Below are 23,430 nucleotides of genomic sequence, written 5' to 3'. Positions count from 1 at the left end.
GTATCAGCCGTTACGCGTATCGATGAAGGCCAATGCTTGGTACAACGCGCGAATTTTCGGCATGTCATGCCCGGATTTCAGCGCTGCCGCCAATGGCTTGGCATAGATAGCATCCAACTCCAAGGGTCGCTTTTCCAGAAAATCAAGGTACATGCTCGGCCTGTAATCCGGCATTTTTTCTGTCACGGCAAACAGATGTTCAGCATACCCCTCGGGCAAGGCGTGCCCACATGCCCGAGCCCCCTGCACCACTTCGCTCATGACTGCCTGAATCAACTCGCGGCTATTCGCGTCGCCCATTAATGGTGTGGTGCTCGCCCTCAGCAGCACGGACAGACCGTTATACGGAACATTCCACACCAATTTCTGCCAGCGCGCCTGAGACAAGCTGGGCGTCGCCTGGGATTCCAGCCCGGCCTTGCGAAACAGCTCAGCCCCCTCCTCGGTGATGCTCAACCGAGACACCGCGTCAGTTGCCGGACCGCTGTGGTACCCGAGATTTACCGCACCCAACGCCTGATGCGTGATAACCCCCGGCGCAGTTCGGTGGACACAGACAAAGCACAAACCACCCAACAGGTGCAGCGACGCTGGCAACAATGGCTGCAGATCGTCCTCGACGCCCAGACCATTTTGCAGCAACAGCACTTTAGCGCCAGGCGCTGCAGCCTGGGTGATGATCGGTGCAAGGTCCGCATTACTGGTGGTTTTAGTACCGACCAGCAACCAATCGCAAGGCGGCATATCCGCAGCCGAGGAATAAGCCTGCACCGGATTCAAGGTCAGAGCGCCATGAACGGCACTGTCCAGATGCAGGCCATTGTGTGCAACTGAGGCAAACTCGCTGCGCAACAGAAAATGCACATCAAAGCCGGCACGTGCCAGCATCAAACCGTAAAAACCGCCAATTGCACCGGTGCCTATAATTCCGATCCGTACCCGTTTTGCTTTACTCACCCTCGCAACTCCCCGTCATGGCAACTCTTCAGCATCAACACTCAACACCCGATTCAAGCCAGCGCTGAGCTCGGACAACGTCAGCCGAGCATGCAAGGCCCCATAGAATTCACCGTCACGCACCACAAACAACGCTGGCAGATGGAACACCTGATAACGCTGAACCACGCCCCCATTTTCAGCAGCGTCAATCCAGCACACACGCTCGACAGGCAGATCGAGGCTAGGCAACACTTGCCTGGCCCAACGACAGCTGGCACATCCGATGCTGGTAAAAATGACCAGCGAGGTGCCCGGCAACGTCAGCAAACGCTGATCCACATCGAAGTCGGTCAGTTCCAATTCATTCACAAAAGACTTCCTGAAGATGGCCGTACACTATCCGTCTCGACGGGCCTGCTTGTAAATTCCTCTTTAAATCGTGTACGGCCTGGCCTTTATAGACACCCCATCTGTCCGTCAAAGATAGCGATCAGGCCATGCCGCCGGGATTAAAGCCGCGTTTGCCCATTGTCGAACAGCCGGATAACGCGCTAAGGTTCCGGTCCCCGCTGTGCTCAATCGTGCTGGGCTCCGCCGCACGGGGATCGTTGGCGGCCAGCACCCGTGACCTGACGAGTAACACGATGGCTGATTTACCGATTGACGACCTCAACGTTGCTTCCAATGAAACCCTGATCACGCCGGATCAGCTCAAGCGCGAGCTCCCGCTCACAGAAGCTGCTCTGCGCACGGTGACCAAGGGCCGCGAAGTGATACGCAATATCCTCGATGGCAAGGATCACCGCCTGTTCATAGTGATCGGGCCGTGCTCGATCCATGACATCAAAGCTGCTCACGAATACGCCAATCGCCTCAAGGCCCTTGCCGCTGAAGTGTCGGACAGCATGTACCTGGTGATGCGCGTGTACTTCGAGAAACCGCGCACAACCGTGGGCTGGAAAGGCCTGATCAATGACCCGTATATGGATGACTCGTTCAAGATTCAGGACGGCCTGCACATTGGCCGCAAGCTGCTGCTTGATCTGGCTGAAATGGGCCTGCCAGCAGCCACTGAAGCTCTTGACCCGATCTCACCACAGTACTTGCAGGACTTGATCAGTTGGTCGGCCATCGGCGCGCGCACCACTGAATCACAAACACACCGCGAGATGGCTTCTGGCCTGTCTTCAGCCGTTGGCTTCAAGAATGGCACTGACGGCGGTCTGACCGTTGCCATCAACGCCTTGCAGTCGGTCTCCAGCCCCCATCGTTTCCTGGGCATCAACCAGGAAGGCGGGGTATCTATTGTCACCACCAAAGGCAACGCCTACGGTCATGTGGTATTGCGCGGCGGCAATGGCAAGCCTAACTACGATTCGGTCAGTGTCGCCGTATGCGAGCAGGCGCTGAAAAAGGCCGGTATTCGCCCTAACATCATGGTCGACTGCAGCCACGCCAACTCCAACAAGGACCCGGCCCTGCAACCGCTGGTGATGGAAAACGTTGCTAACCAAATCCTCGAAGGCAACCAGTCAATCATTGGCCTGATGGTTGAAAGTAACTTGAACTGGGGCAGCCAGTCGATCCCTAAAAACCTTGAAGAGCTGCAATACGGCGTGTCCGTTACCGATGCCTGCATCGACTGGGAAAACACTGAGAAAACCCTGCGCAGCATGCACGCAAAACTCAAGAATGTGCTGCCCAAGCGCCAACGCAACTGATTACTGCAGATACAAAAACGCCGAGCAAATGCTCGGCGTTTTTTATTATCGTGGCGGCATCCTGATCAGATTTTTACCGCATGTCGCTGGTGACGCTCCATGTACCGCTCAACATAAGAGCAAGACGGAATCACCGTGTAGCCCATGCTATCGGCGTACGCGAGCGCCTGTTCGGTCAATGCAGCAGCGATACCTCTGCCTCGCAGGGCATTGGGCACAAACGTCCGATAGATATCCAGGGTCTGCTTGCCTAGGTCCATATAAGTCAGATAGGCACGATGGCCGTCCACATTGGTCTCGAATTGATGGCCAACATGGTCATGGTGGATGGACAACGCCTCGCTCATCACTGCTCCTCGCGGGTCTTGAAATTAGACCCCTACCTTACCGATGTTTTTCCGGCGAAGGAACCTCTACGCCACCCCTGTGCCTGTTTTGGACATCGAGAACAGCTTTGCCATTCTCCTACACACGAGCACCTGCAAATAGTAGGCGTCATTTCGGTATTTGCTCAAGCTGTTGCACAGGAGGCGCTGAAAAATCCGACGGTCGCTCTGACCGTTGACGTGAACATTGCCGTGGGCTGCCGACTGAGACGAATCTCCGATGAGAAAGTCCCCCCTGTACCCGCGCAAAAAAGCAAACTCACGACAAACACGGAACATGTGCCCGATGGGGAGGTGCCATATACTAGCCCACGAATCGTCTATTCTCTTCGTTACCCGGTCAAGGGCGTCCTTGAGCCCTGCCCGATTTAGTGCGAGCGCCGCCAAGTTGATGCCGGCGATTGGATATTTTTTATACAAAACCCCCGAGAAGTTGTTCGGAACAGTTTAAAACACAAGAAATTTGCCCGCTTCTTGCGCTTCCTCAGTTTACTTACTACAAACAATGGGTAGTATGTATCGCGGTCATTTTCTCACTTTCGAGAGATGACTATTCATTAGAAAGTCCTGGAAGGTGAACACGATGAACAACGCTCTGAAATTCTCTGCTTTGGCTCTGGCCGCAATTCTGGCTACTGGTTGCAGCAGCGTCTCCAAAGAAACCGAAGCTCGTCTGACTGCTACCGAAGACGCAGCTGCTCGCTCCCAAGCACGCGCTGATGAAGCCTATCGCAAGGCTGATGAAGCTCTGGCTGCTGCTCAAAAAGCTCAGCAAACTGCTGACGAAGCCAACGAACGCGCTCTGCGTATGTTGGATAAAGCAAGCCGTAAGTAATAATCTTTCGGGATTATTGAGAAGCCGATCCAGTTCTGGATCGGCTTTTTTATTGCCTTCATTTTACCCCAGACAATAAAAAACCCGCCTACCCAGCCTTGGAATTCAAGGCAAGGCAGACGGGTTCGCTTGCAGGCGATTACTGAATATTGAGCGGCTCGCTCGACACCACCGACCCGCTCGGCACTGCGATCTCAATCGGCATGCCATCCTCTGCAGCCACCACATCCCGCACCACGTCCCAGTTCATGCGCAGGTTGTTGGCCAGATCCTCACGCTTTAGCAAGGCATTGATCACTGCAGTGTGCTTGTCGACGACCGATGGATTGCCCTTGTCGTCCAACGGCGTATGCGCTTCCAGATAGACCTTGCCGCCACTGATGCCGAATTTGTAGGGTTCGTTCAATATCCGCACTGGCGTACCGACCGGCACCATACCTGCCATCTCCAGCACGTTGTTGTTGTACATGCGGAAGCAGCCGTGACTGGTACGCATGCCAATGCCGAATTTCTTGTTCGAACCGTGGATCAGGTAACCCGGCAAACCGAGACTGAATTTGAACGGCCCCAACGGATTGTCGGGACCGGCCGGTACGACGCTAGGCAGCGGATCATTGTCAGCCGCATGTTCGGCCTTGATCGAAGCAGGCGGCGTCCAGGTCGGATTCGGTGTCTTTGCTGTCACTTTGGTCAACGCGAGAGGTGAACCCCACCCTTCACGACCAATCCCCAACGGATAGGTGTGAACCACGTTCAAGCCTTTGGGGTAATAGTAAAGACGGTACTCAGCCAGATTGATCACGATGCCTTCACGCGGACCAGGCGGCAATACGAAACGCGTTGGTAATACCACTTGGGTACCCGCCCCCGGCAACCACGGATCGACACCGGGGTTAGCTGCGATCATCTCCAGATAACCCAAATCGTAGCGGGTCCCCAAGTCGGCGAAGGTATCTTCATATTTTGCGGTTACGGTCTGAACCTGACCGACAATATCTTCGCCCGGAGGGGGCAGAGGGAACTCTAATGCAGTGACGGGGCCCGCCGCACAGAGCGCAGCAAGTGACAGACAGCGAGCGACGGCAGGAATGCGCGACAACATCCGGAAAATCCTTGGGATAAGCGACGGGAAGTAAAGTGAAGGAATTGTACACCGCCGACCATAAAATCGGGAGGCAGCTAACGATTTACTGACTGAATCGAAGCTCTGGCCAAATAGGGCGCGTACCCCGCTTTTGCGCCTCGAGAATCGCCCGACACAGCGAACACAGACGCTCATCACGAAGCTTCGCCGAATTGACACCCGACCAGCGAGGCTGTGCTGGCAACAACGTGCCACACAATGTGCGGTCGATCGAGCCACCCAACTCAAGCTGGCGCGCGACCAAATGCACCCGCACTTCCTGGCACGCGAACAAGTCGAGTTGCTCATCAGGCTCGATCAGTTGATAGGCAAATAAAGACCAGGCGGGACGCGGCATCGGGGGCTCCAAATCGGGGCGCCACCTTAGCCCAAAGTTCGCCGCTAGAAAAGCGTCAAAGCAGCGGTTTTAGCGTCGGCCAGACGTTTTCCAGCAACTTGCCCTGTGCCGCGGCGGCCGGGTGTAGACCATCGGCCTGCATCAACTCGGGAATACCGCCCACACCCTCAAGGAAAAACGGCACCAACGGGACTTTTTCCTGCTCTGCCAGATTGCTGTAAACCGCCTCGAAAGCCTGGGTATAGCGGGCGCCATAATTGGGCGGAATACGCATCCCCAAAAGCAGCACCTTGGCCCCTGCCTTCTGCGACTGCTGAATCATCGACGCAAGATTTTGTTGCAATTGCGCAGGTTGCTGTCCGCGCAGCCCGTCATTACCGCCCAACTCCAGGATTACCAACTGCGGTCTATGCTCTGCAAGCAGCGCTGGCAGCCGCGCCTGGCCTCCAGCACTGGTGTCGCCACTGACCGAGGCATTGACCACCTTATCGGTGAAACCCTCCTTCTGCAGGCGCTGCTCCAGCAATGATACCCAGCCCAGCCGGGTATCCAGGCCGAAAGCAGCGCTGATACTATCGCCAACGATCAGCACTGTGCCCGCCGCAGCTCCTTGAGACAGCAACAGCAAAACCAGGCCAGCACTTAAAAACCACGCACGCATCGGATTCTCCATGAGCGAAAGTATTCTCAGTGCTCGGAACCTTAGCAAAGTGGTCCCCAGCACCGAAGGTGACCTGACTATCCTGCACGAACTCTCCCTGGAACTGAACAAAGGAGACAGTCTGGCCATCGTCGGCGCCTCTGGATCGGGCAAATCCACCCTCCTCGGCCTGCTGGCGGGACTCGACTTACCCAGCGCCGGAGCAGTCACACTGGCCGGACGCAACCTCAGCGATCTCGATGAAGATCAGCGTGCGCGTATCCGTGCGGAGCATGTCGGATTCGTCTTCCAGTCATTTCAACTGCTCGACAGTCTCAATGCACTGGAAAACGTCATGCTGCCCATGGAGCTCGAAGGCCGCAAGGACGCCCGCGAGCGCGCCCGGATTTTGCTCGAACGCGTGGGGCTGGGCCAACGCCTGACGCATTCGCCACGCCAGCTTTCCGGTGGCGAGCAACAACGGGTGGCCATTGCCCGGGCCTTTGCCGCCAATCCCGACGTGCTGTTTGCCGATGAACCCACAGGTAACCTCGACAGCAACACCGGTGAACGGATCAGCGATTTGCTGTTCGAGCTGAACAGAGAACGTCACACGACACTCGTGCTAGTCACCCATGACGAACGTCTGGCGCATCGCTGCCAGCGCATGATCCGTCTTGAAGGTGGCCGATTGGTCACCCCTCTGGAGCCTTGATGGCACGCTTGCCGCTTCTTCGTCTGCTGAGCCTTGCGACTCGCCAACTCCTGCGCGACGCACGCGCCGGAGAGTTGCGGGTGTTGTTTTTTGCCTTGCTGGTTGCCGTGGCAGCAAGCACCGCCATCGGCTACTTCGGCGCTCGCCTCAATGGGGCGATGCTGCTGCGCGCCACCGAGTTTCTCGGCGCGGACCTGATTCTCGAAGGCACCAGCCCCGCCCAACCAACGCAGATCGAAGCAGGCAAGCTGTTAAAGCTGGACCACGCACAGGTGGTCGAATTCTCCAGCGTGATTGCTACTGACAACGGCATTCAACTCGCGAGCGTCAAAGCGGTGGACACTGCTTACCCCTTGCGCGGCGAGCTAAAGAGCGCCGAGGCGCCCTATCAAGCAGAGGCATCCGGTGGCCGACCGAATCCGGGTGAAGCCTGGGCCGAATCACGATTGTTTGCGGCACTGAATCTAAAGGTTGGCGACAGTATCGACGTCGGCTCGAAAACCCTTCGACTGAGTCGGGTACTGACCTACGAACCCGACCGCGCCGGCAACTTCTACAGCCTGACGCCCAGAGTGATGATCAATCTGACGGACCTTGCCGCGACAGGCGTCGTCCAGCCCGGCAGCCGGGTCAGCTATCGTGAGCTCTGGCGCGGCAACCATGAGTCTCTGGAAACCTACCGTCAGGCAATCACCCCGGGATTGGCCGCTAATCAACGCATACAGGACGCTCGCGACGGCAATCGGCAGATTGGTGGTGCGCTGGGCAAGGCCGAGCGTTACCTGAACATGGCCAGCCTGGTAGCAGTCTTGCTGTCCGGTGTGGCTGTGGCCCTGTCGGCCGCCCGTTTTGCAACACGACGCTTCGATGCCAGCGCCTTGCTGCGCTGCCTGGGTCTGTCACGCAGAGAAGCACTGGTTTTATTCAGCCTGCAACTCGCAATGCTTGGGCTGCTGGCCAGCGTCACCGGCGCGCTGCTGGGCTGGCTCGCACAATTGGGTCTGTTCGCCCTGCTGCACGATTTGCTGCCTGCCGCCGTCCCGCCCGGAGGCCTGCTACCGGCCATCGCGGGCATCGGTACCGGCCTCGTCGCCCTCGCCGGCTTTGCGTTGCCACCCCTGGCCGCGCTGGGTCGCGTGCCACCCCTGCGTGTACTGCGCCGCGACATGCTACCCATTCCTCCCAGTTCGTGGCTGGTCTACGGTACCGCGCTGCTAGCGCTCGGCCTGATCATGTGGCGCTTGAGTCTCGACCTGGTGTTGACCTTTGCCCTGCTTGGCGGAGGGATCATTGCCGCTGTCGTTTTGGGTGGCTTGCTGCTGCTCGCGCTGCAAAGCCTGCGCCGTCTGCTGGCAGGTGCGTCGCTACCGTGGCGACTGGGTCTGGGCCAACTGCTGCGCCATCCTTTGGCCGCCGCCGGGCAATCGCTGGCATTCGGACTGATTCTGTTGTCCATGGGACTGATCGCCCTGCTGCGCGGAGAACTGCTCGACACCTGGCAGAATCAGCTACCCAAAGATGCACCGAATTATTTTGCGCTCAATATCCTCCCGGCTGACAAAGACACCTTCACCGAACGGATGGCTAGCCTCTCCACCCATGCTGCGCCGCTTTATCCCGTCGTGCCTGGACGTTTGATCAGCATTAATGGCGAGCCCGTCCGCAACATCGTGAGCAAGGACTCGCGTGGCGAAAACGCGACTGAACGAGACCTCAGTCTGACGTGGGCCGCCGAACTGCCGCAGGGCAATCGCCTGAGCGCAGGAAACTGGTGGCCGAATACGAACAGCAGCGCAACGACCACCGCCGAGCAAGTTCCCGGGGTGTCTGTAGAGTCGAAACTGGCAGCAAGCCTGAAGCTCAAACTCGGTGACCGCATGAGTTTCATCATCGGCGGGGCTACCCGAGAAGCTGAGGTCACCAGTCTGCGCGAAGTGAATTGGGACAACTTCCAGCCCAACTTCTTCATGATCTTCCAACCCGGTACGCTCAAGGATTTGCCGACCACGTACCTGACCAGCTTCTACCTGGCACCCGGGAACGATCAACAGATCGTCGAGCTGTCTCGCGCCTTCCCGGCGGTGACCATCCTTCAAGTCGAAGCGCTGCTGGAGCAACTTCGGAGCATTCTCGCTCAGGTGACGATCGCAGTGGAGTACGTGCTGCTGTTCGTGCTGGCGGCGGGGCTTGCGGTTTTGTTCTCCGGCCTGCAAGCAACCCTCGACGAACGCATCCGCCAAGGCGCCCTGCTGCGCGCACTCGGTGCCGAGCGAGCACTGCTGGTCAAGGCGCGACGCATCGAGTTTGGCCTGTTAGGCGCAGCCAGCGGTGGGCTGGCTGCATTGGGTTGCGAACTGGTGAGCTTTGCGCTGTACCGCTATGCTTTCGACCTTCAATGGCACCCCCACGTCTGGCTGCTGCTATTACCCATCATCGGCGCCCTACTGGTCGGCGGCGCCGGAGTGTTCGGCACCCGCAGAGCCTTGAATGTCAGCCCACTGACGGTGCTGCGTGATGGCTGATAAACTTGGCGCATCCTAATCGCCAGGCGACAGACCATGAGCCGTTACCGCCCTCCTCGCTCCGCTGGCACCGCGCTGATCACCCCCGAAGGTGAAGCGCGGATGCGCGCCGAACTGCACGAACTCTGGCACGTACGCCGCCCTCAGGTCACGCAGTCCGTGAGTGAAGCAGCGGCTCAAGGTGATCGTTCAGAAAATGCCGAATACACCTACGGCAAAAAGATGCTGCGCGAGATCGATAGCCGGGTACGTTTTTTGACCAAGCGTCTCGAAAGCTTGAAGGTGGTCAGCGAACACCCCAGCGATCAGAACAAAGTCTATTTTGGCGCATGGGTCACTGTCGAAGACGAAGAGGGCATAGAAGCCCGTTACCGAATTGTGGGGCCCGACGAATTGGACCTGAAGCAAAACCTGATCAGTATCGACTCACCGCTGGCTCGCGCCCTGATTGGTAGAGCGCTGGATACCGAAGTTCGAGTTCAAACGCCCGTCGGTGAGCAGATCAGTTACATTGTTGCTATCGAATACTTCTGATCACTTGAATGCCTCAAGTCAAAAGACAAACAGCAGCGTCTAACATTCAACCGCGAGTAATCAGCCCCTGCCGGGCAACACGGATCAGATGTTTAATGAAGTCTTCAGCCTCGTCGGCACTCGGCGACTGGACCACCGCAAGGTCAAACCGGTCGTTGGCAAAGCGCGACAGGGATTCACAATGGTCGATGAACTCGATGAGAAAGGCCGCTGGCTTACCGTTGCGTTTTGGCCAGCCTTCGAGATAACGCAGCAGCGTCGGCTGATGCGAACCTCCCAGCAGAATCCTTGGATTGCGGCGAGTCAGGGGGGACGTAAAGGGGGACAGTCGTATCAGGGGACGCGGACAGCTCATCGTGTTTTATCTCAGCCTCAAAAATCCCGCTGGGCAGCGGTGAGAGGCAACACCGAACCAGCGCTTTAGCGGTATTTCGAAGCCTGTGAAGACTTCAGTCGGTAAGGGTTCAACCTCACCTGGCGCCCCGCAAGTAGCTGTTTAAATCGGCGCATGAGCAGCATCCTAGAGAAGCTGCCTGTGAACTGTCAAGACGGCATAGGTCGCAAAAAAAACAAGGCTCGCACATTGCGAGCCTTGTTCGTCACGGTGATCGCTCAATCAGCGATGGCCTTGTCCACCGACAACTTGCCAGCACCTTCGATCAACACGGCGACCGCCCCTCCTAGCAGTGCCAGAGCGAACTCATAACCATTGTTGGCCATAAACAAACCATTACCGATGTGCACCGAGAAAATCGCGACCACGAGCAGCACCGTCAACAAAGCCGCAGCGGGTCGCGCCAGCAGGCCAATGACCAGCGCCAGACCACCGAAAAATTCGGAACCGCCGGACAGCATCGCCATCAGATAACCTGGCGCCAGACCAATGCTTTCCATGTATTGCGCGGTACCCGCCAAGCCATAACCGCCAAACAGACCGAAGAGTTTCTGTCCACCGTGGCCGATGAAAATGATGCCCACAAAAATACGCAGGACAGTCAAGCCGTAACCGGCACGGGTCGCGAAAACGGTTTTAATCAGTGTGCTCATCGCGTTCATTCCTTTGTAGGAGAAGTGTGTTGGCCACTATAATAATCAAAACAGCAAATGTTAAAACCCTAAAAATAGCGGCATAAACATCGACAACATAGATCATTTATGTGACGTAAACGTTCTCGTCTCGCCCTTCTGCGGCTGCGCCTCCAAAGCCTCCCGCTCTCGATCGAACGCCAGGTAATACTTGTTGACGCTGTTAACATAGCTGACGACGCCCACTCCCGCCTGCTCCAGGGCGACTCGCTCGACCTGAAAAAACCACTGATTCGGATTCAGCCCACGTCGCCGCGCCTCGGTACGCATGCTCTGCACTCTCTCCGGCCCTAGGTTGTAAGCCGCCAGGACGAACGCCATACGCTCACGTTCGTTGACGCGGGAGCTGGAAAAAAATTTGCGCCGGATCATGGTCAGGTACTTGGCACCGGCCTGGACATTACTGTCCAGGCTTTGAATATTGTCGACGCCCACTCGCTGCGCGGCCGACGGGGTGATTTGCAGCAACCCCGTTGCGCCGCTACCCCCTTTCACTGCGGGGTCCAGCGCTGACTCCTTGAAGGCCAGGGCGGCCAGGTTCAGCCAATCCATGCCCTGCTCATCTGCCGTGCGCTGCAGGATCGGCCGCAGTTTTTCCAACCGCTGACGGTCGTCGCGAGCCAAAGGATTGTGCACCTGATACAGACGTTGGTAGGCCCGCTTAAACGCCGCATCCTGATCCGCCGGAACACGGTAGGTCTTGAGAAAGCGGTCAATACTTGCACGCAACATTGATGCGTCGCGGCGCACGTACCAGTTCATGTCACCACGGGTGCTCAAGACCAACGTCCGATCCACTCGCAGCTTGGGCAGGACCTTGGCCCAGCGCTCGGCAATCGGCTGTTCGACAACCGTCAGGTGAAAGATTCCGGCCTGGACCATTTCCAGGACATCTTCAACGGCGAGGCTGGGATCAACCCATTCGATCTTGACCGGCGGCAGTTTGCGCAATGCCAGCTTCTGGTTGAGCTGATGGACCGCCTCGTCGGCCGCGCTGCCGGTGGGCAGTGTCAGCGTGTGTCCGGACAGCTGCTCGACGTGCTTGAAACCGCGCTCACCCTTGATACCGACCACGATCAGCGGCACATGACTGACAATCGGGTCACTGGCATCGATATTCCGTGCAGCGCTGGTATTGAGCAGCTCTCCCGGCGCGACCAGATCGCCTTCACCGCGTTGCAATGCCGCGAGCAATTGATCCTTGGATTTGGGGATGATTTGCAGCGTGAGTTGTTGCCCGTCACGCGAATGGCCATTGAGGTATTGCTCGAAGGCGTGCAACCGGTGATATTCGCCCCCAATCGCCTCGCCCTGGACTTCACCGGAGCTGTTACGACTCTGATTGACCAGCACCCGCAGCACTTTACTGCTACGAATAGCCGCCAGATCGCGTACCTGGCTTTTGTGCACCACCACAGGCGGCCCGGCAAGTCGCGCAGCCGCAGGAAATGGCAGCAACGCCAACAAACAAAGCACGATCAACAATGAGGGTCGCGTCATCCGTTCTCCAGGGGAATGCGTGCCAAAAAAGAAGCCGCAAAAAGTCCAAAGCCTGTGATATCTGCGGAGTGACGGCGAACCGCAGTGGTGAAAACACTTCAATATTTTTTTATAACCAGCTGTATTAACTGGATTTTTTTATATCGGCAAAGCTCTGATATTCTCATCAGCCTTAGGCCTGAGGTAGTACCATGCAACTCATCGACATCGGCGTCAATCTGACTAACTCAAGCTTTGCCAATAAACAGCAGGCCGTACTCGATCGCGCCTACCAATCCGGCGTATGCCAACTGGTGTTGACCGGGACCAGTGTCGAGAGCAGCGAACAGGCCCTTGAGCTCTGTCAACAATTGGACGAAACGGCGCAACGGTTGTTCTCCACGGCGGGGATTCATCCCCATGCAGCCAGCGATTGGACCTCCGATACCGAGCGCCAGTTGCGTGAGTTGCTCAAAGAAGATCGAGTACGGGCCGTCGGCGAATGCGGGCTGGATTTCAACCGCGATTTCTCGCCGCGTCCACAGCAGGAAAAAGTCCTCGAAGAACATCTGGCCCTGGCCGTAGAACTGCAATTGCCGGTATTCCTGCATGAACGCGATGCCAACCAGCGCCTGCTGGAGATCCTCCGCGATTATCGCGACCGCCTGCCTGCTGCCGTGGTGCACTGCTTCACGGGTGAGCAACGTGCACTGTTCAGCTATTTGGACCTGGACCTGCACATAGGCATCACCGGCTGGATTTGCGATGAACGACGCGGCACTCATCTGCACCCATTGGTCCGGGAAATCCCCCGTGGCCGGTTGATGCTGGAAAGCGATGCCCCTTACCTGCTCCCGCGCAGCCTGCGACCCAAACCGAAAAGTGGACGCAACGAACCCGCCTACTTGCCTGAAGTACTGCGTGAAGTTGCGTTGCATCGGGGCGAAAGCCTGGAAGACCTTTCCGCCCATACCACCGCGTGCGCCCGCACCTTTTTTGCCTTGCCTACATGGATAGAACCGGACAGCGTCGAAGCTGACCGATAGCCCCGGGCCTCCTGGGCCCTAGTATTTGCTTGACCCATATCAAATGTTCGTCTAAAGATTGGCGGCACAATGCTGGCACCTTGCCTACATTCATTTCCGCGAATCAAAAAGAAGACCTCTCATGGGCGCCTGGCTTAGCAACATTTCTTTGAAGTACAAGTTCTGGGCCGTGAACGCGGTCGCTTTTATCACCACGCTGATGTTGGTGCAGTACGCCTTGCAGCTTGAGCAACAAGCCCGGGTGGAGGATGCGCAAGGTTCAGCCCAGGCCCAGGCTCACCTGCTCAGTGCCTGGCCTGGCACTCAAGCACTGCCCTCCGGCGCCAATCTGCTGGTCTATACCCAGGGTCAAGCCCCCAGCGTGAAAGGGCAACCATTGCCTGAGTTGAGCAATGCCAACGGCTGGGTCGAGTTAAGCCATCAGCCGCTGATAGGCGACGATCCACTGATCGGTGCTCAGGTGGTCACGCGACCCGATGGTCAGAAGCTCGCGGTGCTGGCCTTCGCACCAAGCCTGATGCAAGTGCTGGCAGATCGCTTCGCCCAGTACGCCATCGCTGTGTTCATCCTGACACTGGCCATGCTGGGGGCCTCGCAGTTGCTGATCCGCTTTCTGCTCAGCCACCTCAACACCCTCAAGGACGTGATGCTGCACGTAGAAAAAAGCGGCGATCTGTCTGCTCGCGTGCCCCTGATCGGCGAAGATGAAGTGGGCCAGATGGCCAAGGCATTCAATGCCATGCAAGCCGGCTACCAACGCGTGGTCAATACCGTTGCCCAGACTGCGGCACGGCTTGACATAGGTGCGGGACGTCTGGCGGCAGGCATGAGCGAGGTACGCCACGGCATGCTCGGTCAGCAGAGCGAGACTGACCAGGTTGCAACAGCGATCAACGAAATGACCGCCACAGTGTTTCATATCTCTCAACACGCCAATGCTACCCGGGACCAGTCGCAGGCCGCCGATACACTGGCTGGCAGCGGTAGAGAAGTGGTCAATCGTGTACAGCTGTCAATCGCCGGGCTCTCCAACGGGGTGCAGCAGACCGCAGAGATGATCCAGCAACTGGCTCAGGACAGTCAGAAAATCAACGGTGTGGTTAACGTCATCCACAGCATCGCCGAACAAACCAACCTGCTGGCCCTCAACGCAGCCATCGAAGCCGCGCGTGCCGGCGAGATGGGCCGTGGATTTGCGGTAGTCGCCGACGAAGTCCGTAACCTCGCCAAACGGGTGCAGACCTCGACGGATGAAATCACCAGCATGGTCTCCGCCTTACAGGCTGGCACCCGTGACGCGGTGGACTTTATGCAAGAAAGCTCGTTCAAGGCTGATGACTGCGTGCAACAGGCGAAGGAAGCCGGGGAAGCGCTAGAAGCTATCACCGGCGCGGTTGCACAAATGCGCGAAAGCAATACCCAGATCGCCGTGGCAGCCCAGCAGCAAAGCCAAGTGGCAGAAGAAATGAACCGGGCGGTGGTAAGCATTCGCGATGTGACCGAACAAACCGTGCAACAGACCGTCGACTCAGCCACAACCAGCGGCGAGTTGGCCACCCTGGCAGGCGAGCTGAACCGCGCCATCGGCCAGCTCAAGCTTTAGAGCCCACGCCCACGCTATGAGCCTCATAGTCAGGTTTGATTCGCTAACAACCGGGGCGCAGCCTATTCTTCGACCATCTGAACAGTGTTTCGAAGAGGACTGCAGCATGGGCAAGCGACTTCCCAATCTCCGCACGTGGCAATGGCGCGGTTATGCCGATAACCATCGGCACCCGACCAATCTGGCGTTGCATTTGATCGCCGTGCCGCTGTTCATTGTTGCGGCGCTACTGATCGTTGACGGGCTGCTCGGCCTAAGCTTCTCATCGATTGCCATCGGAGTGATCGGTCTGATCGCGGCGCTGGGTTTTCAGCGCCACGGCCATTCACTTGAAGCGCAATCGCCAGAGCCGTTCACTGATCGCAACGATGCGCTCCAGCGTTTGCTGGTCGAGCAGTTCGTGACTTTTCCACGCTTCGTACTCAGCGGCGGCTGGTGGCGAGCCTGGAAAGAACGTCATCGCCACCGTCATTGATGTCAGCGGTTAAAACAAACCTAGCCAAACACAGTGACCGTCTGCCGGCTGATCGCGATCAACTCACCCTGAGGCGACCACAATGCAGAAGCGGTATGCCCGTAGCCATCGCGGGCATGCTCGATCACTGCCCGGTACACACACCACTCCAGCGTGCTAACCACTGGCAGCGGCTGGACGAACTCGATGGTCCAGGTCAGTGAGCTTCCGGGCGCAGGCTTGCTTAAATGCGGCAGTAACGCAGGCGGCCATGTGTCGACCAACGCCAATAGATGCGCTTCAGTCAGGCGCTCCTCTTTGACCTCACCGCGCATACGCACATACCCGCCGATTTCCATCGACGGTGTATTGCTGAAAGGCAAACCACCCAGGCCCCAGCGCATGACCATGAAGCGCAGGTACTCAGGCGTTACCCCCTTAATAAAGGGCAACTCCTGACAGTCTTCCATCGGTTTCAGGGTGGGTGCGGGCAAAGACTGGACTGCAATCGTCGATTCACGGGGCGCGCCGAAGCTGCCTTGAACCAGGGTCATGACCTGACCATTTTGAGAGGCACGCCCCAGCACTTGGCTGACCGCCTTGCCTTCACGCAACACTTCCACGTCGAAGCTGATTGGCACACCCGACTCGGCAGGACCGACAAATGTAATCGCCAACGAGCGAATCGGCCGATCCGCCGGGACCTTTGCGCGCATTGCCTCAAACTGCAACGCGGCCATCAACCCGCCAAAACAGGCGCGACCTTGCGACCATTCAGAGGGAATGACCACGGACAAGGGATTATCACGTACGGCGTCAACCAAGCCAGAAAAACTCATGCAGACCTCATGCCTGTAAACGGAAGAAAAACGCTGCATGGATCTTAACCAGCGCGGTGCCAATGCGCAGGGTACATTTACGCCAAACTGCGGCCTGAATTCGACCTAACGACCAAAACATACCTTACCCAAACGCTCCAGCGCCGCATCGGCTTTGCGTTCGGCGCGCACGATCCCCAAGTGCCAACCCACCACACACTGTGCCAGATCGTGTTCTTGCTCGGCCCGTGTCAGCCATTGCAGATGGTCGTGCCAAGTGCCCAATTCACCTTGCGCAGCCTTCAGGCTGGCCTGGATTTTTTTGCTGGAATGGCTGAAGTCCGGGTATGCCTCGGCGCCGTAGCGTACGCGCTTGATCAGCAGGCGCAGACGATGGCGATCATGTTCAGGATCATTCATCGCAGCCTTGAGCGTCTTCCATTGCTTGTTCAGTCGCTTTTCGATAAGCGTGTGCAAGCCACGCAATAACTTCTGATGCTGTGACGCGCGAACAAAACGCGGGAATGCTTCCAGCACGCTAAACAGTCGAGCCAGTGCCGGAGAGGTTGCGACGGCGGCATAGGCTTCGCTCAATGAATCGCTACGCTGTTTCGCCGCCTGAATCATGCCCTGTTGATGCAGCCAGGCAGCCAGCACCTCCTTGTCACGCAGCGGCGTGGTCAGCTGCCCCACCTCTTTGGCCGCAGCTTCAAGCTGCTCGACGCCGGGCAGGTCACGCAATGGTCGCAGCAGACTGCGTAAGCGCCGTACGGTGATACGCAGGTCATGCAGCGCCTCACTGTCCGTCTCGGCGGTCAACCGCGCATGACAGGCCATGAGTTTTACCTCAAGGGCCAACACCTGAGCGACAAGACGATCCACCCGTTCAGACATGCTATTGCTCCTCTTCGACTTTTATTGTTGAAAATCGCCACGGCAGACTTCGCCGCAATTGCTTCAATTGTCGCCGCAATGGTGTCAACGACGGCGTCTTGCCAGCATAACGCTGGGCTTCGAATTCGATGACGAAGGCCAGGATAGCCGCAGCTTGCGCCGGAAGCTGCAGGGCCGCCCTCCGGGAAAAATCATGTGCACCCTCTGCTTGCCGACGATGCACACCGTGTCGCGCCAATAATCGCTCAAATGCCTTGAACAATCGGAGTTGCGGGTCGCTTTCGCGCTGCCAGGGTTTGAACAACCACAAGGCCAGTAGCCCTATGATCGCTGCAACACCGCCGAAAAACGCCGCACCGTCGAAGCCTGAAAACCAGCGACTGAGCACCAGTACTTGCTGCTGACCCTGATAACCCAGGACCCAACGCTGCCAGCCATAGTTGAGACTATCCCAACTTAATCGCAGCGAATTGAGCCATGGCAAGTTTCGGTAACGTAGGGTTGAAAAAGGCGAATTTTCGAGAAACGGCTCATCCGCTGCCAAGGCCTGCTCCAGCCCCTGCTCGATCCGTTGCGGGGCGACGGCGGCAGTGGGGTCCACGCTACGCCAACCTATTCCCGGTTGCCAGTATTCAACCCAGGCGTGGGCATCGAACTGGCGCACGCTCAGGTATTGGCCGTCCGGATTAAGTTCACCGCCTTGATAACCGGCCACTACCCGTGCCGGAATCCCTGCCGCGCGCAGGACAAAGGTCATTGCACCCGCGTAATGGCCGCAGAAACCACTGCGGCTGCTGAAGAGAAAGTCATCGATGCTGTCGGCACCCAGCACCGGCGGCTTCAGGGTGTAGTGATAGGGCTCATCGCTGAAATGCGCCATCATCGCGTCGACCAACGTGTCGGCATGCGGATGACGGCGGCTCAAATCTGCAGCCCATTGCCGGGCCTGCGGATTGCCGCGAGGCGGCAGTTGCAGATTTTGGCGTCGGGCGCCTTCGCTCAGCTGTGTTTCGCGAACCGCGTTAGGCCAGGAGCTGACGCCATACAGCAAGGTCTGCTCAATGGGGTGCCGGCGCTGCAAGCGAAAATCGTTCATCTGGCGTACGTCCGCCAGGCGGGTTTCGCCAATGTCCAACGCCAGTAACCAGGGGCGCCCGCTGGGCTCCATGACGATGCTGTAAGTGATCTCGTCCCCCCGCTTTTGCCAATCTGGCGCCTGACTGACCATCGCCCTGCCCGACTGCGACCAGCGTCGACCATCGAACTGCTCCAGACTCAGGCCGCGCCAGTACAGCTGATTATGCGCCGGTATCGGCCCCTCGAAGCTGGCACGAAACACCAACGCCGCCGACCTGCTCAGCTGTGCGATATCACCCGGCGCCATGCTGTCGGACAGGCCTGTGATGCCTTTGTTGCTGGGCTGCGGCAGTGACCACAGCGGTTCCAGGCGGGGGAAGAACAGGAACAGCAACACCATCAACGGCACGGCCTGTAGCAACAGCTTAAGCGCCAGTTTCAGGGCGCTGACCGGTTTACTCGCCAGCGCGGCCTGTTGCAGGCCAATCAGTGCCGCCAGCAGCGAGCTGACCGTGAGCAATGTGAAGACGGCCCAGAGCAGGCTGTCCTCGAACAGATAGCCCACCACCACGCAAAAAAATCCAAGAAAAATCAGGACCAGCGCATCGCGACGAGTGCGCATTTCGAGCAGTTTTAGAATGAAGGCCGCCATCAGCAACGCAGCACCCGCATCCAGGCCGATCAGGCTGCCTCGTGAGAAAAACACTCCGGCAGCGGTCGCCAGCAACAGCGTGCATTTAACCAGCGTGCCTGGGTACTCGGCACGCATGCGCAAGATCTGCACCCGCCAAAGGCTGCAACCAGCCCACAAACCAATCATCCAGATCGGCAGGTGCGGCAAATACGGAACCATTACCAATGCCTGCGCCACCAACAGCCAGATCAGGCTGGAGCGCGGAATCGGCAGGTTCCGGCTCATGGACGGCTACCAAATAAAGCCAATGCTTGCAGGCAGGCCTCGCGGTGCTCATCGCCACTGCCTGGCGCCAGCAGGAAGCCGGGCAGGCGCAATGCAAAAGGTTGACGGCGCTGGGATAACTCCAGCACCCAATAGCAAAGGCGCGACAAGCGCTCTTCGATATCTCCGCCCAAGGCCATGAAGTCCAGACACAAGTCATGACCGCTGACGTCAGTAAAATCCTTGATCAGCAGGCCTTGTCCTCGGGAATAGGCTTTCCAGTGGAGGCGCCGCCGTGAATCGCCCGGTTGATACGTTTTCAAGCCTTGATAATCATCGACGCCGGGGCCTTGCGTTATCTGGCCCAGATCGTCGGCATGGGGTTGCGCTCCTACCAGCAACGGCATGGCGCCGGGCAAGGGCCGTGGATAGATCAATACCGACTGTTGCAGATCCAGCCAGCTCCAGGCGCAAAAAATGCCCAACGGGAAGCCGCTTTCCACCCGCAGCCGGGGCGCGCGCAGCCAACCGCGCGCGACGGCAGGCAGGCCGACCTCAACATCGACCCGCCCGGCGCCAGGTACATCGAATGCCTGCAACTGACTGACATCCCAACCCACGGCAATCGCCTGATGCGGGTGGCCGACACTTTCCAGGCGCAGTCGCAGCAGGAGAGGCTCGCCAACAAACACTGAGCGGGCGGCACCTGAACTGAGGACCAGGCCGCTGAGGTTACGATACGTGTGCAGAATGGCCAGCACCGCCACCGACAGCAGGAGGAAGGTCAAACCGTAGGCCAGGCTGTTTTGGTAGTTGATCGCGACCAACAGCATCAGGATCAGCACCAGCGCAAAAATCGCTCCGGCGCGGGTGGGCATGATGAAGATTCGGCGGTGGTTCAGTTCAATACGCGAGGCTGGGGGAATCCGCCGCACCAGCCAGCGCTGCCAAAACGGTTTGAGCTGTTCGATCAAAGCACCGGCACCTCGCGCAATAACCATTGAACCAACGCCCCGCCGCCATGCCCGGTGGGGTCGGAACGTTCGCGTAAACGGTGACTGATCACTGAAGACAGCACCGCCTGAACATCTTCAGGGATCACATAGTCACGACCTGTCAACAAGGCCCAGGCCCGCGCAGCCGCCAGAATCGCCAGACTCGCCCGGGGCGACAGGCCCCAAGCGAACTGTGGCTGGCTGCGGGTGGCGTCTACCAGACGCAGCACATAGTCGACCAGCGCGTCACTGGCGCGCACTTGCCGGGCTTCGGCTTGCAAGGCCGCCAACTCAGTATGGTTGAGAATTGCTTGCAGGCGCGGCAACAGATCACGCCGGGGCTCGCCCTGCAACAAGGCTTTCTCCGCGGCCTTGGCCGGATACCCCAAAGACAGACGCATGAGAAAACGATCCAGTTGCGACTCAGGCAAGGCGAAAGTGCCCCCTTGGCTGAAAGGATTTTGGGTGGCAATGACGATAAACGGGTCGGGCAGCGGCCGCGTCGCACCCTCGATAGTCACCTGCCCCTCCTCCATGGCTTCGAGCAATGCACTCTGGCTTTTGGGCGTGGCCCGATTGATTTCATCTGCCAACACCAGTTCGGCGAAAATTGGCCCTGGATGGAAGGTAAACTGCCCTGTTTCCCGATCAAAGACCGACGTTCCAAGGATGTCACCGGGCAACAGGTCGGACGTGAACTGAATCCGCTGGAAGCTCAGCCCCAGAACCTTGGCCAGGGTTTGGCTAAGGGTGGTCTTGCCCATGCCCGGCAAATCCTCAATGAGCAAATGCCCACCGCCCAACAGACAGGTCAGGGCCAAACGCACCTGAGCTTCCTTGCCCAACACCACTTCATTCACGGCGTTGAGGCACGCATCGAGTTTTCTGACCATCGAAAAGCTTCTCCAGACGACTGTCGTGGCGGTAACGCTGCAATCAATGCCAGATGTGTGGCCACTTTACGGTCAGCCCAGCCTGTTTAACCAGACCCTAAACACAAAAGCCACCGAGTGCGGATAGCGCTCGATGGCTTTGGTAGACAGGTTAGCAGGTCGTTTAGCGACCGGCGCGAGACTCACGAATGTAGAAACGGGCTTTCTCGGCCTTAGTGGCACAGCCTTCGAACGCTTCAAATTGCTGCTGAGTTTTAGCCCCGGTCAACAGCGAAAGCGCCTTGGAGTAGCTGACGGTACCGGCAAAGCCTTCAGCCTTGGCCAAGTCCAGCTCGTGCCAGGCGGCGTCGATCTGGGTCGCGCAGCTGTCGCGATACGCGGTTTTATTACCGGCACAACCTGCGAGAACCAAAGCAATCAATGGTATGCAAATCCAGGCTTTCATCGGTGTTACCTCAAAAATTAAAATCGATTGTGCGGGCTTTGACGGTGCAGACAGTAAAAAGTGCCGCAGGCCAAGCGCTGACAAGGGTAACCCAGTTCCAGACTGATCGCTTCGGGCGTATGGTGGACTTACCGCTAGCAGGAAAAAACACATGAACAAACGAATAGCACTGGTGCTTGGGTCTGGTGGCGCACGCGGTTATGCGCACATCGGGGTGATTGAAGAGCTGGAACGGCGCGGTTACGACATCGCCTGCATAGCGGGTTGCTCCATGGGTGCGGTGGTCGGCGGTATCTACGCCGCCGGCAAACTCAAGGAATACCGTGAATGGATCGAAAGCCTGGATTACCTCGACGTACTGCGCCTGGTGGATGTCAGCTTCCGCCTGGGGGCGATTCGCGGGGAAAAAGTGTTCGGCCAGATTCGTGACATCGTTGGTGAAATCAATATCGAAGACCTGCGAATTCCTTATACCGCCGTCGCCACCGACCTGACCAATCAGCAGGAAATCTGGTTTCAGGAAGGCTGCCTGCACCAGGCCATGCGTGCTTCCGCAGCGATTCCTAGCCTGTTCACACCAGTCATGCAGGGCAATCGGATGCTGGTCGACGGCGGCCTGCTCAATCCGCTGCCCATCGTGCCCGTGGTCTCGAGCCACTGCGACCTGATCGTTGCGGTCAACCTCAACTCGACCAACCAGAAGCACTATCAGCTACCCGTGATCGAACGGGCACCGGCAGTAAAGAAGCGCTTCGACAACCTGATCAACTCGTTGGGGTCGCACCTGCCGTTCCGGCGCAAGCTCGAACCGGCGACGGACCTTGATGTATTGCGACTCGAACAGGACAGCCTCAAATCCAGTTCTGCGACGCTTCCAAACCCCTGGCTGGAAGCCGCCGACCCTCAAGCTCAGCAACCCGCCGCAGCCCCGGAGGCCGAGCCCGCTGCTGGACCGGCACCGAAGTCCGCCAGTGGCTCATTCATCATCGACAACGTTGGCCCTGCTTCTTTGCTGGATCTGATCAACCAGAGTTTCGAGGTCATGCAAACCTCACTGGCCCAGTACAAGATCGCCGGTTACCCGCCCGATATCCTGATCAACGTCCCCAAACGCGTGTGTCGGTTCTTCGAGTTCTACAAAGCACCGGAGTTGATCGCGTTAGGGCGCGAGATCGCTCGGGACACCCTGGATCGGTATGAGCAAGAACGCAATCGTTGAATCAAATGGACCGTGTTGGCGAAAGCGTCCTTGCAGACACCGCAGATTTAACGCTCCCGCAACCGATACCCCACCCCGGCTTCAGTCACGATGAAGCGCGGATCGGTCGGGTCGTCGACCAGTTTCTGGCGCAGATGGCCGACGACAATGCGCAGGTAGTGACTGTCTTCGGTATGGGTTGGACCCCAGATATCCTTGAGTAACTGCTGCTGGGTGATGACTCGCCCTGGATACCGGGCCAGTTGCGCCAGCACCGCGTATTCCTTGCGTGTCAGCCCCACTTCAACACCGTCGAGCAACACCCGCCGATAGGCCAGATCCACTGTCAGTGGCCCGAATATCAGCGCTGCTTCCTGTGCCTCACCGCTGGGCGCCTGACGCAATAACGCACGGACCCGCGCCAGAAACTCTTGAATACCGAACGGTTTAGTCACGTAATCGTTGGCGCCGTTGTCCAGCGCCTGGACTTTCTGTCCCTCACTGGCGCGTACCGACAGCACCAGTACCGGCACTGTCGACCATTCACGAAACGCCCGCAGCACGTCCTGGCCGTCCATGTCCGGCAGACCGAGGTCAAGCACCAGCAGGTCCGGCTTGTTCAATGCAGCCTGGCTCAAGCCTTCGGTACCGGTACTGGCTTCAAGCACTTTGTAGCCTTGCGAGGCCAGGCTGATGCGCAGAAACTTGCGGATCTGCGGCTCATCATCAATCACCAGGATGGTCGAGGTCTGGCTCATGGTTGCCTTGCCG

General features: G+C 58.1%; 25 protein-coding genes. 9 read left to right on the top strand and 16 right to left on the bottom strand.

Annotated features, from left to right (window positions below):
* Nucleotides 1-3: 3 nt before the first annotated feature.
* Nucleotides 4-957, bottom strand: coding sequence for a putative 2-dehydropantoate 2-reductase (locus ACVBEG_RS09575; protein WP_330201329.1), 954 nt, complete (start codon nucleotides 955-957; stop codon nucleotides 4-6).
* Nucleotides 958-972: 15 nt separating this feature from the next.
* Nucleotides 973-1,308 (bottom strand): thioredoxin family protein, encoded by a 336-nt coding sequence (locus ACVBEG_RS09570; RefSeq protein ID WP_322179491.1) that lies wholly within the window; start codon nucleotides 1,306-1,308, stop codon nucleotides 973-975.
* Between the two features lie 275 nt (nucleotides 1,309-1,583).
* Here ACVBEG_RS09570 and ACVBEG_RS09565 point away from each other — a divergent pair, with 275 nt between their 5' ends.
* Nucleotides 1,584-2,660, top strand: coding sequence for a 3-deoxy-7-phosphoheptulonate synthase (locus ACVBEG_RS09565; protein WP_322182719.1), 1,077 nt, complete (start codon nucleotides 1,584-1,586; stop codon nucleotides 2,658-2,660).
* Between the two features lie 65 nt (nucleotides 2,661-2,725).
* On the opposite strand, the gene ACVBEG_RS09560 is transcribed toward ACVBEG_RS09565, so the two are convergent.
* Complete coding sequence (locus tag ACVBEG_RS09560) at nucleotides 2,726-3,007, bottom strand: GNAT family N-acetyltransferase (protein ID WP_322179492.1); 282 nt, start codon at nucleotides 3,005-3,007, stop codon at nucleotides 2,726-2,728.
* Between the two features lie 622 nt (nucleotides 3,008-3,629).
* Here ACVBEG_RS09560 and ACVBEG_RS09555 point away from each other — a divergent pair.
* The gene (locus tag ACVBEG_RS09555; protein WP_219060265.1) at nucleotides 3,630-3,881 is read left to right on the top strand and encodes an Lpp/OprI family alanine-zipper lipoprotein; all 252 of its coding nucleotides are present in this window, start codon (nucleotides 3,630-3,632) and stop codon (nucleotides 3,879-3,881) included.
* Between the two features lie 139 nt (nucleotides 3,882-4,020).
* Here the strand turns inward: ACVBEG_RS09555 and ACVBEG_RS09550 are convergent, their stop codons facing one another.
* The 3 genes from ACVBEG_RS09550 to ACVBEG_RS09540 form a co-directional block, all read right to left on the bottom strand.
* Complete coding sequence (locus tag ACVBEG_RS09550; RefSeq protein WP_447107621.1) at nucleotides 4,021-4,983, bottom strand: L,D-transpeptidase family protein; 963 nt, start codon at nucleotides 4,981-4,983, stop codon at nucleotides 4,021-4,023.
* An 85-nt stretch (nucleotides 4,984-5,068) separates the two neighbouring features.
* The gene (locus ACVBEG_RS09545) at nucleotides 5,069-5,362 is read right to left on the bottom strand and encodes a hypothetical protein (protein ID WP_219060268.1); all 294 of its coding nucleotides are present in this window, start codon (nucleotides 5,360-5,362) and stop codon (nucleotides 5,069-5,071) included.
* Between the two features lie 55 nt (nucleotides 5,363-5,417).
* Nucleotides 5,418-6,023 carry an arylesterase gene (locus tag ACVBEG_RS09540; protein WP_322179494.1) on the bottom strand — a complete coding sequence of 202 codons (606 nt, stop codon included), beginning with the start codon at nucleotides 6,021-6,023 and terminating at the stop codon, nucleotides 5,418-5,420.
* 10 nt (nucleotides 6,024-6,033) lie between these two features.
* On the opposite strand from ACVBEG_RS09540, the gene ACVBEG_RS09535 reads away from it, so the two are divergent.
* Genes ACVBEG_RS09535 through greB form a run of 3 tightly spaced genes read left to right on the top strand, consistent with a single transcriptional unit; the run spans nucleotide 6,034 to nucleotide 9,773 of the window.
* Nucleotides 6,034-6,717, top strand: coding sequence for an ABC transporter ATP-binding protein (locus ACVBEG_RS09535; protein WP_322179495.1), 684 nt, complete (start codon nucleotides 6,034-6,036; stop codon nucleotides 6,715-6,717).
* On the top strand, nucleotides 6,717-9,239 hold the full coding sequence (locus ACVBEG_RS09530; protein ID WP_447107620.1) for an ABC transporter permease: 2,523 nt from the start codon (nucleotides 6,717-6,719) through the stop codon (nucleotides 9,237-9,239). The genes ACVBEG_RS09535 and ACVBEG_RS09530 overlap by 1 nt, the downstream gene beginning before the upstream one ends.
* 36 nt (nucleotides 9,240-9,275) lie before the next feature.
* Entirely contained in the window at nucleotides 9,276-9,773 is a 498-nt protein-coding gene (greB, locus tag ACVBEG_RS09525) for a transcription elongation factor GreB (RefSeq protein ID WP_447107619.1), read from the top strand.
* A gap of 46 nt (nucleotides 9,774-9,819) precedes the next feature.
* Here the strand turns inward: greB and ACVBEG_RS09520 are convergent, their stop codons facing one another.
* The 3 genes from ACVBEG_RS09520 to ACVBEG_RS09510 form a co-directional block, all read right to left on the bottom strand.
* Entirely contained in the window at nucleotides 9,820-10,128 is a 309-nt protein-coding gene (locus ACVBEG_RS09520; protein WP_322179498.1) for a class I SAM-dependent methyltransferase, read from the bottom strand.
* A 257-nt stretch (nucleotides 10,129-10,385) separates the two neighbouring features.
* Nucleotides 10,386-10,820: a DoxX family protein gene (locus tag ACVBEG_RS09515; protein WP_322215916.1), complete on the bottom strand. Its 435-nt coding sequence runs from the start codon at nucleotides 10,818-10,820 to the stop codon at nucleotides 10,386-10,388.
* A gap of 102 nt (nucleotides 10,821-10,922) precedes the next feature.
* A complete protein-coding gene (locus tag ACVBEG_RS09510; RefSeq protein WP_322215914.1) occupies nucleotides 10,923-12,359 on the bottom strand; it encodes an MltF family protein in 1,437 nt (478 codons plus the stop codon).
* A 191-nt stretch (nucleotides 12,360-12,550) separates the two neighbouring features.
* Here ACVBEG_RS09510 and ACVBEG_RS09505 point away from each other — a divergent pair, with 191 nt between their 5' ends.
* The 3 genes from ACVBEG_RS09505 (at nucleotide 12,551) to ACVBEG_RS09495 (ending at nucleotide 15,462) form a co-directional block, all read left to right on the top strand.
* Complete coding sequence (locus ACVBEG_RS09505; RefSeq protein WP_322215912.1) at nucleotides 12,551-13,384, top strand: TatD family hydrolase; 834 nt, start codon at nucleotides 12,551-12,553, stop codon at nucleotides 13,382-13,384.
* Nucleotides 13,385-13,505: 121 nt separating this feature from the next.
* Nucleotides 13,506-14,987 (top strand): methyl-accepting chemotaxis protein, encoded by a 1,482-nt coding sequence (locus ACVBEG_RS09500; RefSeq protein WP_323565935.1) that lies wholly within the window; start codon nucleotides 13,506-13,508, stop codon nucleotides 14,985-14,987.
* Nucleotides 14,988-15,093: 106 nt separating this feature from the next.
* Nucleotides 15,094-15,462: an Mpo1-like protein gene (locus tag ACVBEG_RS09495; protein ID WP_322179503.1), complete on the top strand. Its 369-nt coding sequence runs from the start codon at nucleotides 15,094-15,096 to the stop codon at nucleotides 15,460-15,462.
* A 20-nt stretch (nucleotides 15,463-15,482) separates the two neighbouring features.
* On the opposite strand, the gene ACVBEG_RS09490 is transcribed toward ACVBEG_RS09495, so the two are convergent.
* The 6 genes from ACVBEG_RS09490 to ACVBEG_RS09465 all read right to left on the bottom strand — a co-directional run bounded on the left by ACVBEG_RS09490 (nucleotide 15,483) and on the right by ACVBEG_RS09465 (nucleotide 21,461).
* Entirely contained in the window at nucleotides 15,483-16,280 is a 798-nt protein-coding gene (locus tag ACVBEG_RS09490) for an acyl-CoA thioesterase (RefSeq protein ID WP_322179504.1), read from the bottom strand.
* A 105-nt stretch (nucleotides 16,281-16,385) separates the two neighbouring features.
* On the bottom strand, nucleotides 16,386-17,153 hold the full coding sequence (locus ACVBEG_RS09485; RefSeq protein ID WP_322179505.1) for a CHAD domain-containing protein: 768 nt from the start codon (nucleotides 17,151-17,153) through the stop codon (nucleotides 16,386-16,388).
* 1 nt (nucleotide 17,154) lies between these two features.
* Nucleotides 17,155-19,149 (bottom strand): transglutaminase TgpA family protein, encoded by a 1,995-nt coding sequence (locus ACVBEG_RS09480; RefSeq protein ID WP_447107618.1) that lies wholly within the window; start codon nucleotides 19,147-19,149, stop codon nucleotides 17,155-17,157.
* The gene (locus tag ACVBEG_RS09475; protein WP_447107617.1) at nucleotides 19,146-20,129 is read right to left on the bottom strand and encodes a DUF58 domain-containing protein; all 984 of its coding nucleotides are present in this window, start codon (nucleotides 20,127-20,129) and stop codon (nucleotides 19,146-19,148) included. Before ACVBEG_RS09475 ends, ACVBEG_RS09480 begins: the two co-directional genes overlap by 4 nt.
* Complete coding sequence (locus ACVBEG_RS09470) at nucleotides 20,099-21,016, bottom strand: AAA family ATPase (RefSeq protein WP_322179508.1); 918 nt, start codon at nucleotides 21,014-21,016, stop codon at nucleotides 20,099-20,101. The genes ACVBEG_RS09475 and ACVBEG_RS09470 overlap by 31 nt, the downstream gene beginning before the upstream one ends.
* Before the next feature lie 163 nt (nucleotides 21,017-21,179).
* Nucleotides 21,180-21,461, bottom strand: a complete 282-nt coding sequence (locus ACVBEG_RS09465) for a hypothetical protein (protein ID WP_322179509.1) — start codon at nucleotides 21,459-21,461, stop codon at nucleotides 21,180-21,182.
* A 151-nt stretch (nucleotides 21,462-21,612) separates the two neighbouring features.
* On the opposite strand from ACVBEG_RS09465, the gene ACVBEG_RS09460 reads away from it, so the two are divergent.
* Complete coding sequence (locus ACVBEG_RS09460; RefSeq protein WP_322179510.1) at nucleotides 21,613-22,680, top strand: patatin-like phospholipase family protein; 1,068 nt, start codon at nucleotides 21,613-21,615, stop codon at nucleotides 22,678-22,680.
* A 47-nt stretch (nucleotides 22,681-22,727) separates the two neighbouring features.
* Here ACVBEG_RS09460 and ACVBEG_RS09455 read toward each other — a convergent pair whose 3' ends face one another.
* A complete protein-coding gene (locus ACVBEG_RS09455; protein WP_322179511.1) occupies nucleotides 22,728-23,417 on the bottom strand; it encodes a response regulator in 690 nt (229 codons plus the stop codon).
* Nucleotides 23,418-23,430 lie beyond the last annotated feature (13 nt).

This window comes from Pseudomonas sp. GG8 (assembly GCF_052976945.1).
This window is presented reverse-complemented; position numbering and strand designations above follow the sequence as displayed.

Coding starts and splice junctions, on each gene's coding strand:
- ACVBEG_RS09500 (WP_323565935.1), top strand. CDS start 13,506: ATGGGCGCCTGGCTTAGCAACATTTCTTTGAAGTACAAGTTCTGGGCC.
- ACVBEG_RS09485 (WP_322179505.1), bottom strand. CDS start 17,153: ATGTCTGAACGGGTGGATCGTCTTGTCGCTCAGGTGTTGGCCCTTGAG.
- ACVBEG_RS09550 (WP_447107621.1), bottom strand. CDS start 4,983: ATGTTGTCGCGCATTCCTGCCGTCGCTCGCTGTCTGTCACTTGCTGCG.
- ACVBEG_RS09465 (WP_322179509.1), bottom strand. CDS start 21,461: ATGAAAGCCTGGATTTGCATACCATTGATTGCTTTGGTTCTCGCAGGT.
- ACVBEG_RS09460 (WP_322179510.1), top strand. CDS start 21,613: ATGAACAAACGAATAGCACTGGTGCTTGGGTCTGGTGGCGCACGCGGT.
- ACVBEG_RS09540 (WP_322179494.1), bottom strand. CDS start 6,023: ATGCGTGCGTGGTTTTTAAGTGCTGGCCTGGTTTTGCTGTTGCTGTCT.
- ACVBEG_RS09565 (WP_322182719.1), top strand. CDS start 1,584: ATGGCTGATTTACCGATTGACGACCTCAACGTTGCTTCCAATGAAACC.
- ACVBEG_RS09515 (WP_322215916.1), bottom strand. CDS start 10,820: ATGAGCACACTGATTAAAACCGTTTTCGCGACCCGTGCCGGTTACGGC.
- ACVBEG_RS09535 (WP_322179495.1), top strand. CDS start 6,034: ATGAGCGAAAGTATTCTCAGTGCTCGGAACCTTAGCAAAGTGGTCCCC.
- ACVBEG_RS09495 (WP_322179503.1), top strand. CDS start 15,094: ATGGGCAAGCGACTTCCCAATCTCCGCACGTGGCAATGGCGCGGTTAT.
- ACVBEG_RS09490 (WP_322179504.1), bottom strand. CDS start 16,280: ATGAGTTTTTCTGGCTTGGTTGACGCCGTACGTGATAATCCCTTGTCC.
- ACVBEG_RS09560 (WP_322179492.1), bottom strand. CDS start 3,007: ATGAGCGAGGCGTTGTCCATCCACCATGACCATGTTGGCCATCAATTC.
- ACVBEG_RS09520 (WP_322179498.1), bottom strand. CDS start 10,128: ATGAGCTGTCCGCGTCCCCTGATACGACTGTCCCCCTTTACGTCCCCC.
- ACVBEG_RS09470 (WP_322179508.1), bottom strand. CDS start 21,016: ATGGTCAGAAAACTCGATGCGTGCCTCAACGCCGTGAATGAAGTGGTG.
- ACVBEG_RS09530 (WP_447107620.1), top strand. CDS start 6,717: ATGGCACGCTTGCCGCTTCTTCGTCTGCTGAGCCTTGCGACTCGCCAA.
- ACVBEG_RS09455 (WP_322179511.1), bottom strand. CDS start 23,417: ATGAGCCAGACCTCGACCATCCTGGTGATTGATGATGAGCCGCAGATC.
- ACVBEG_RS09510 (WP_322215914.1), bottom strand. CDS start 12,359: ATGACGCGACCCTCATTGTTGATCGTGCTTTGTTTGTTGGCGTTGCTG.
- ACVBEG_RS09480 (WP_447107618.1), bottom strand. CDS start 19,149: ATGAGCCGGAACCTGCCGATTCCGCGCTCCAGCCTGATCTGGCTGTTG.
- ACVBEG_RS09475 (WP_447107617.1), bottom strand. CDS start 20,129: ATGGTTATTGCGCGAGGTGCCGGTGCTTTGATCGAACAGCTCAAACCG.
- greB (WP_447107619.1), top strand. CDS start 9,276: ATGAGCCGTTACCGCCCTCCTCGCTCCGCTGGCACCGCGCTGATCACC.
- ACVBEG_RS09505 (WP_322215912.1), top strand. CDS start 12,551: ATGCAACTCATCGACATCGGCGTCAATCTGACTAACTCAAGCTTTGCC.
- ACVBEG_RS09545 (WP_219060268.1), bottom strand. CDS start 5,362: ATGCCGCGTCCCGCCTGGTCTTTATTTGCCTATCAACTGATCGAGCCT.
- ACVBEG_RS09555 (WP_219060265.1), top strand. CDS start 3,630: ATGAACAACGCTCTGAAATTCTCTGCTTTGGCTCTGGCCGCAATTCTG.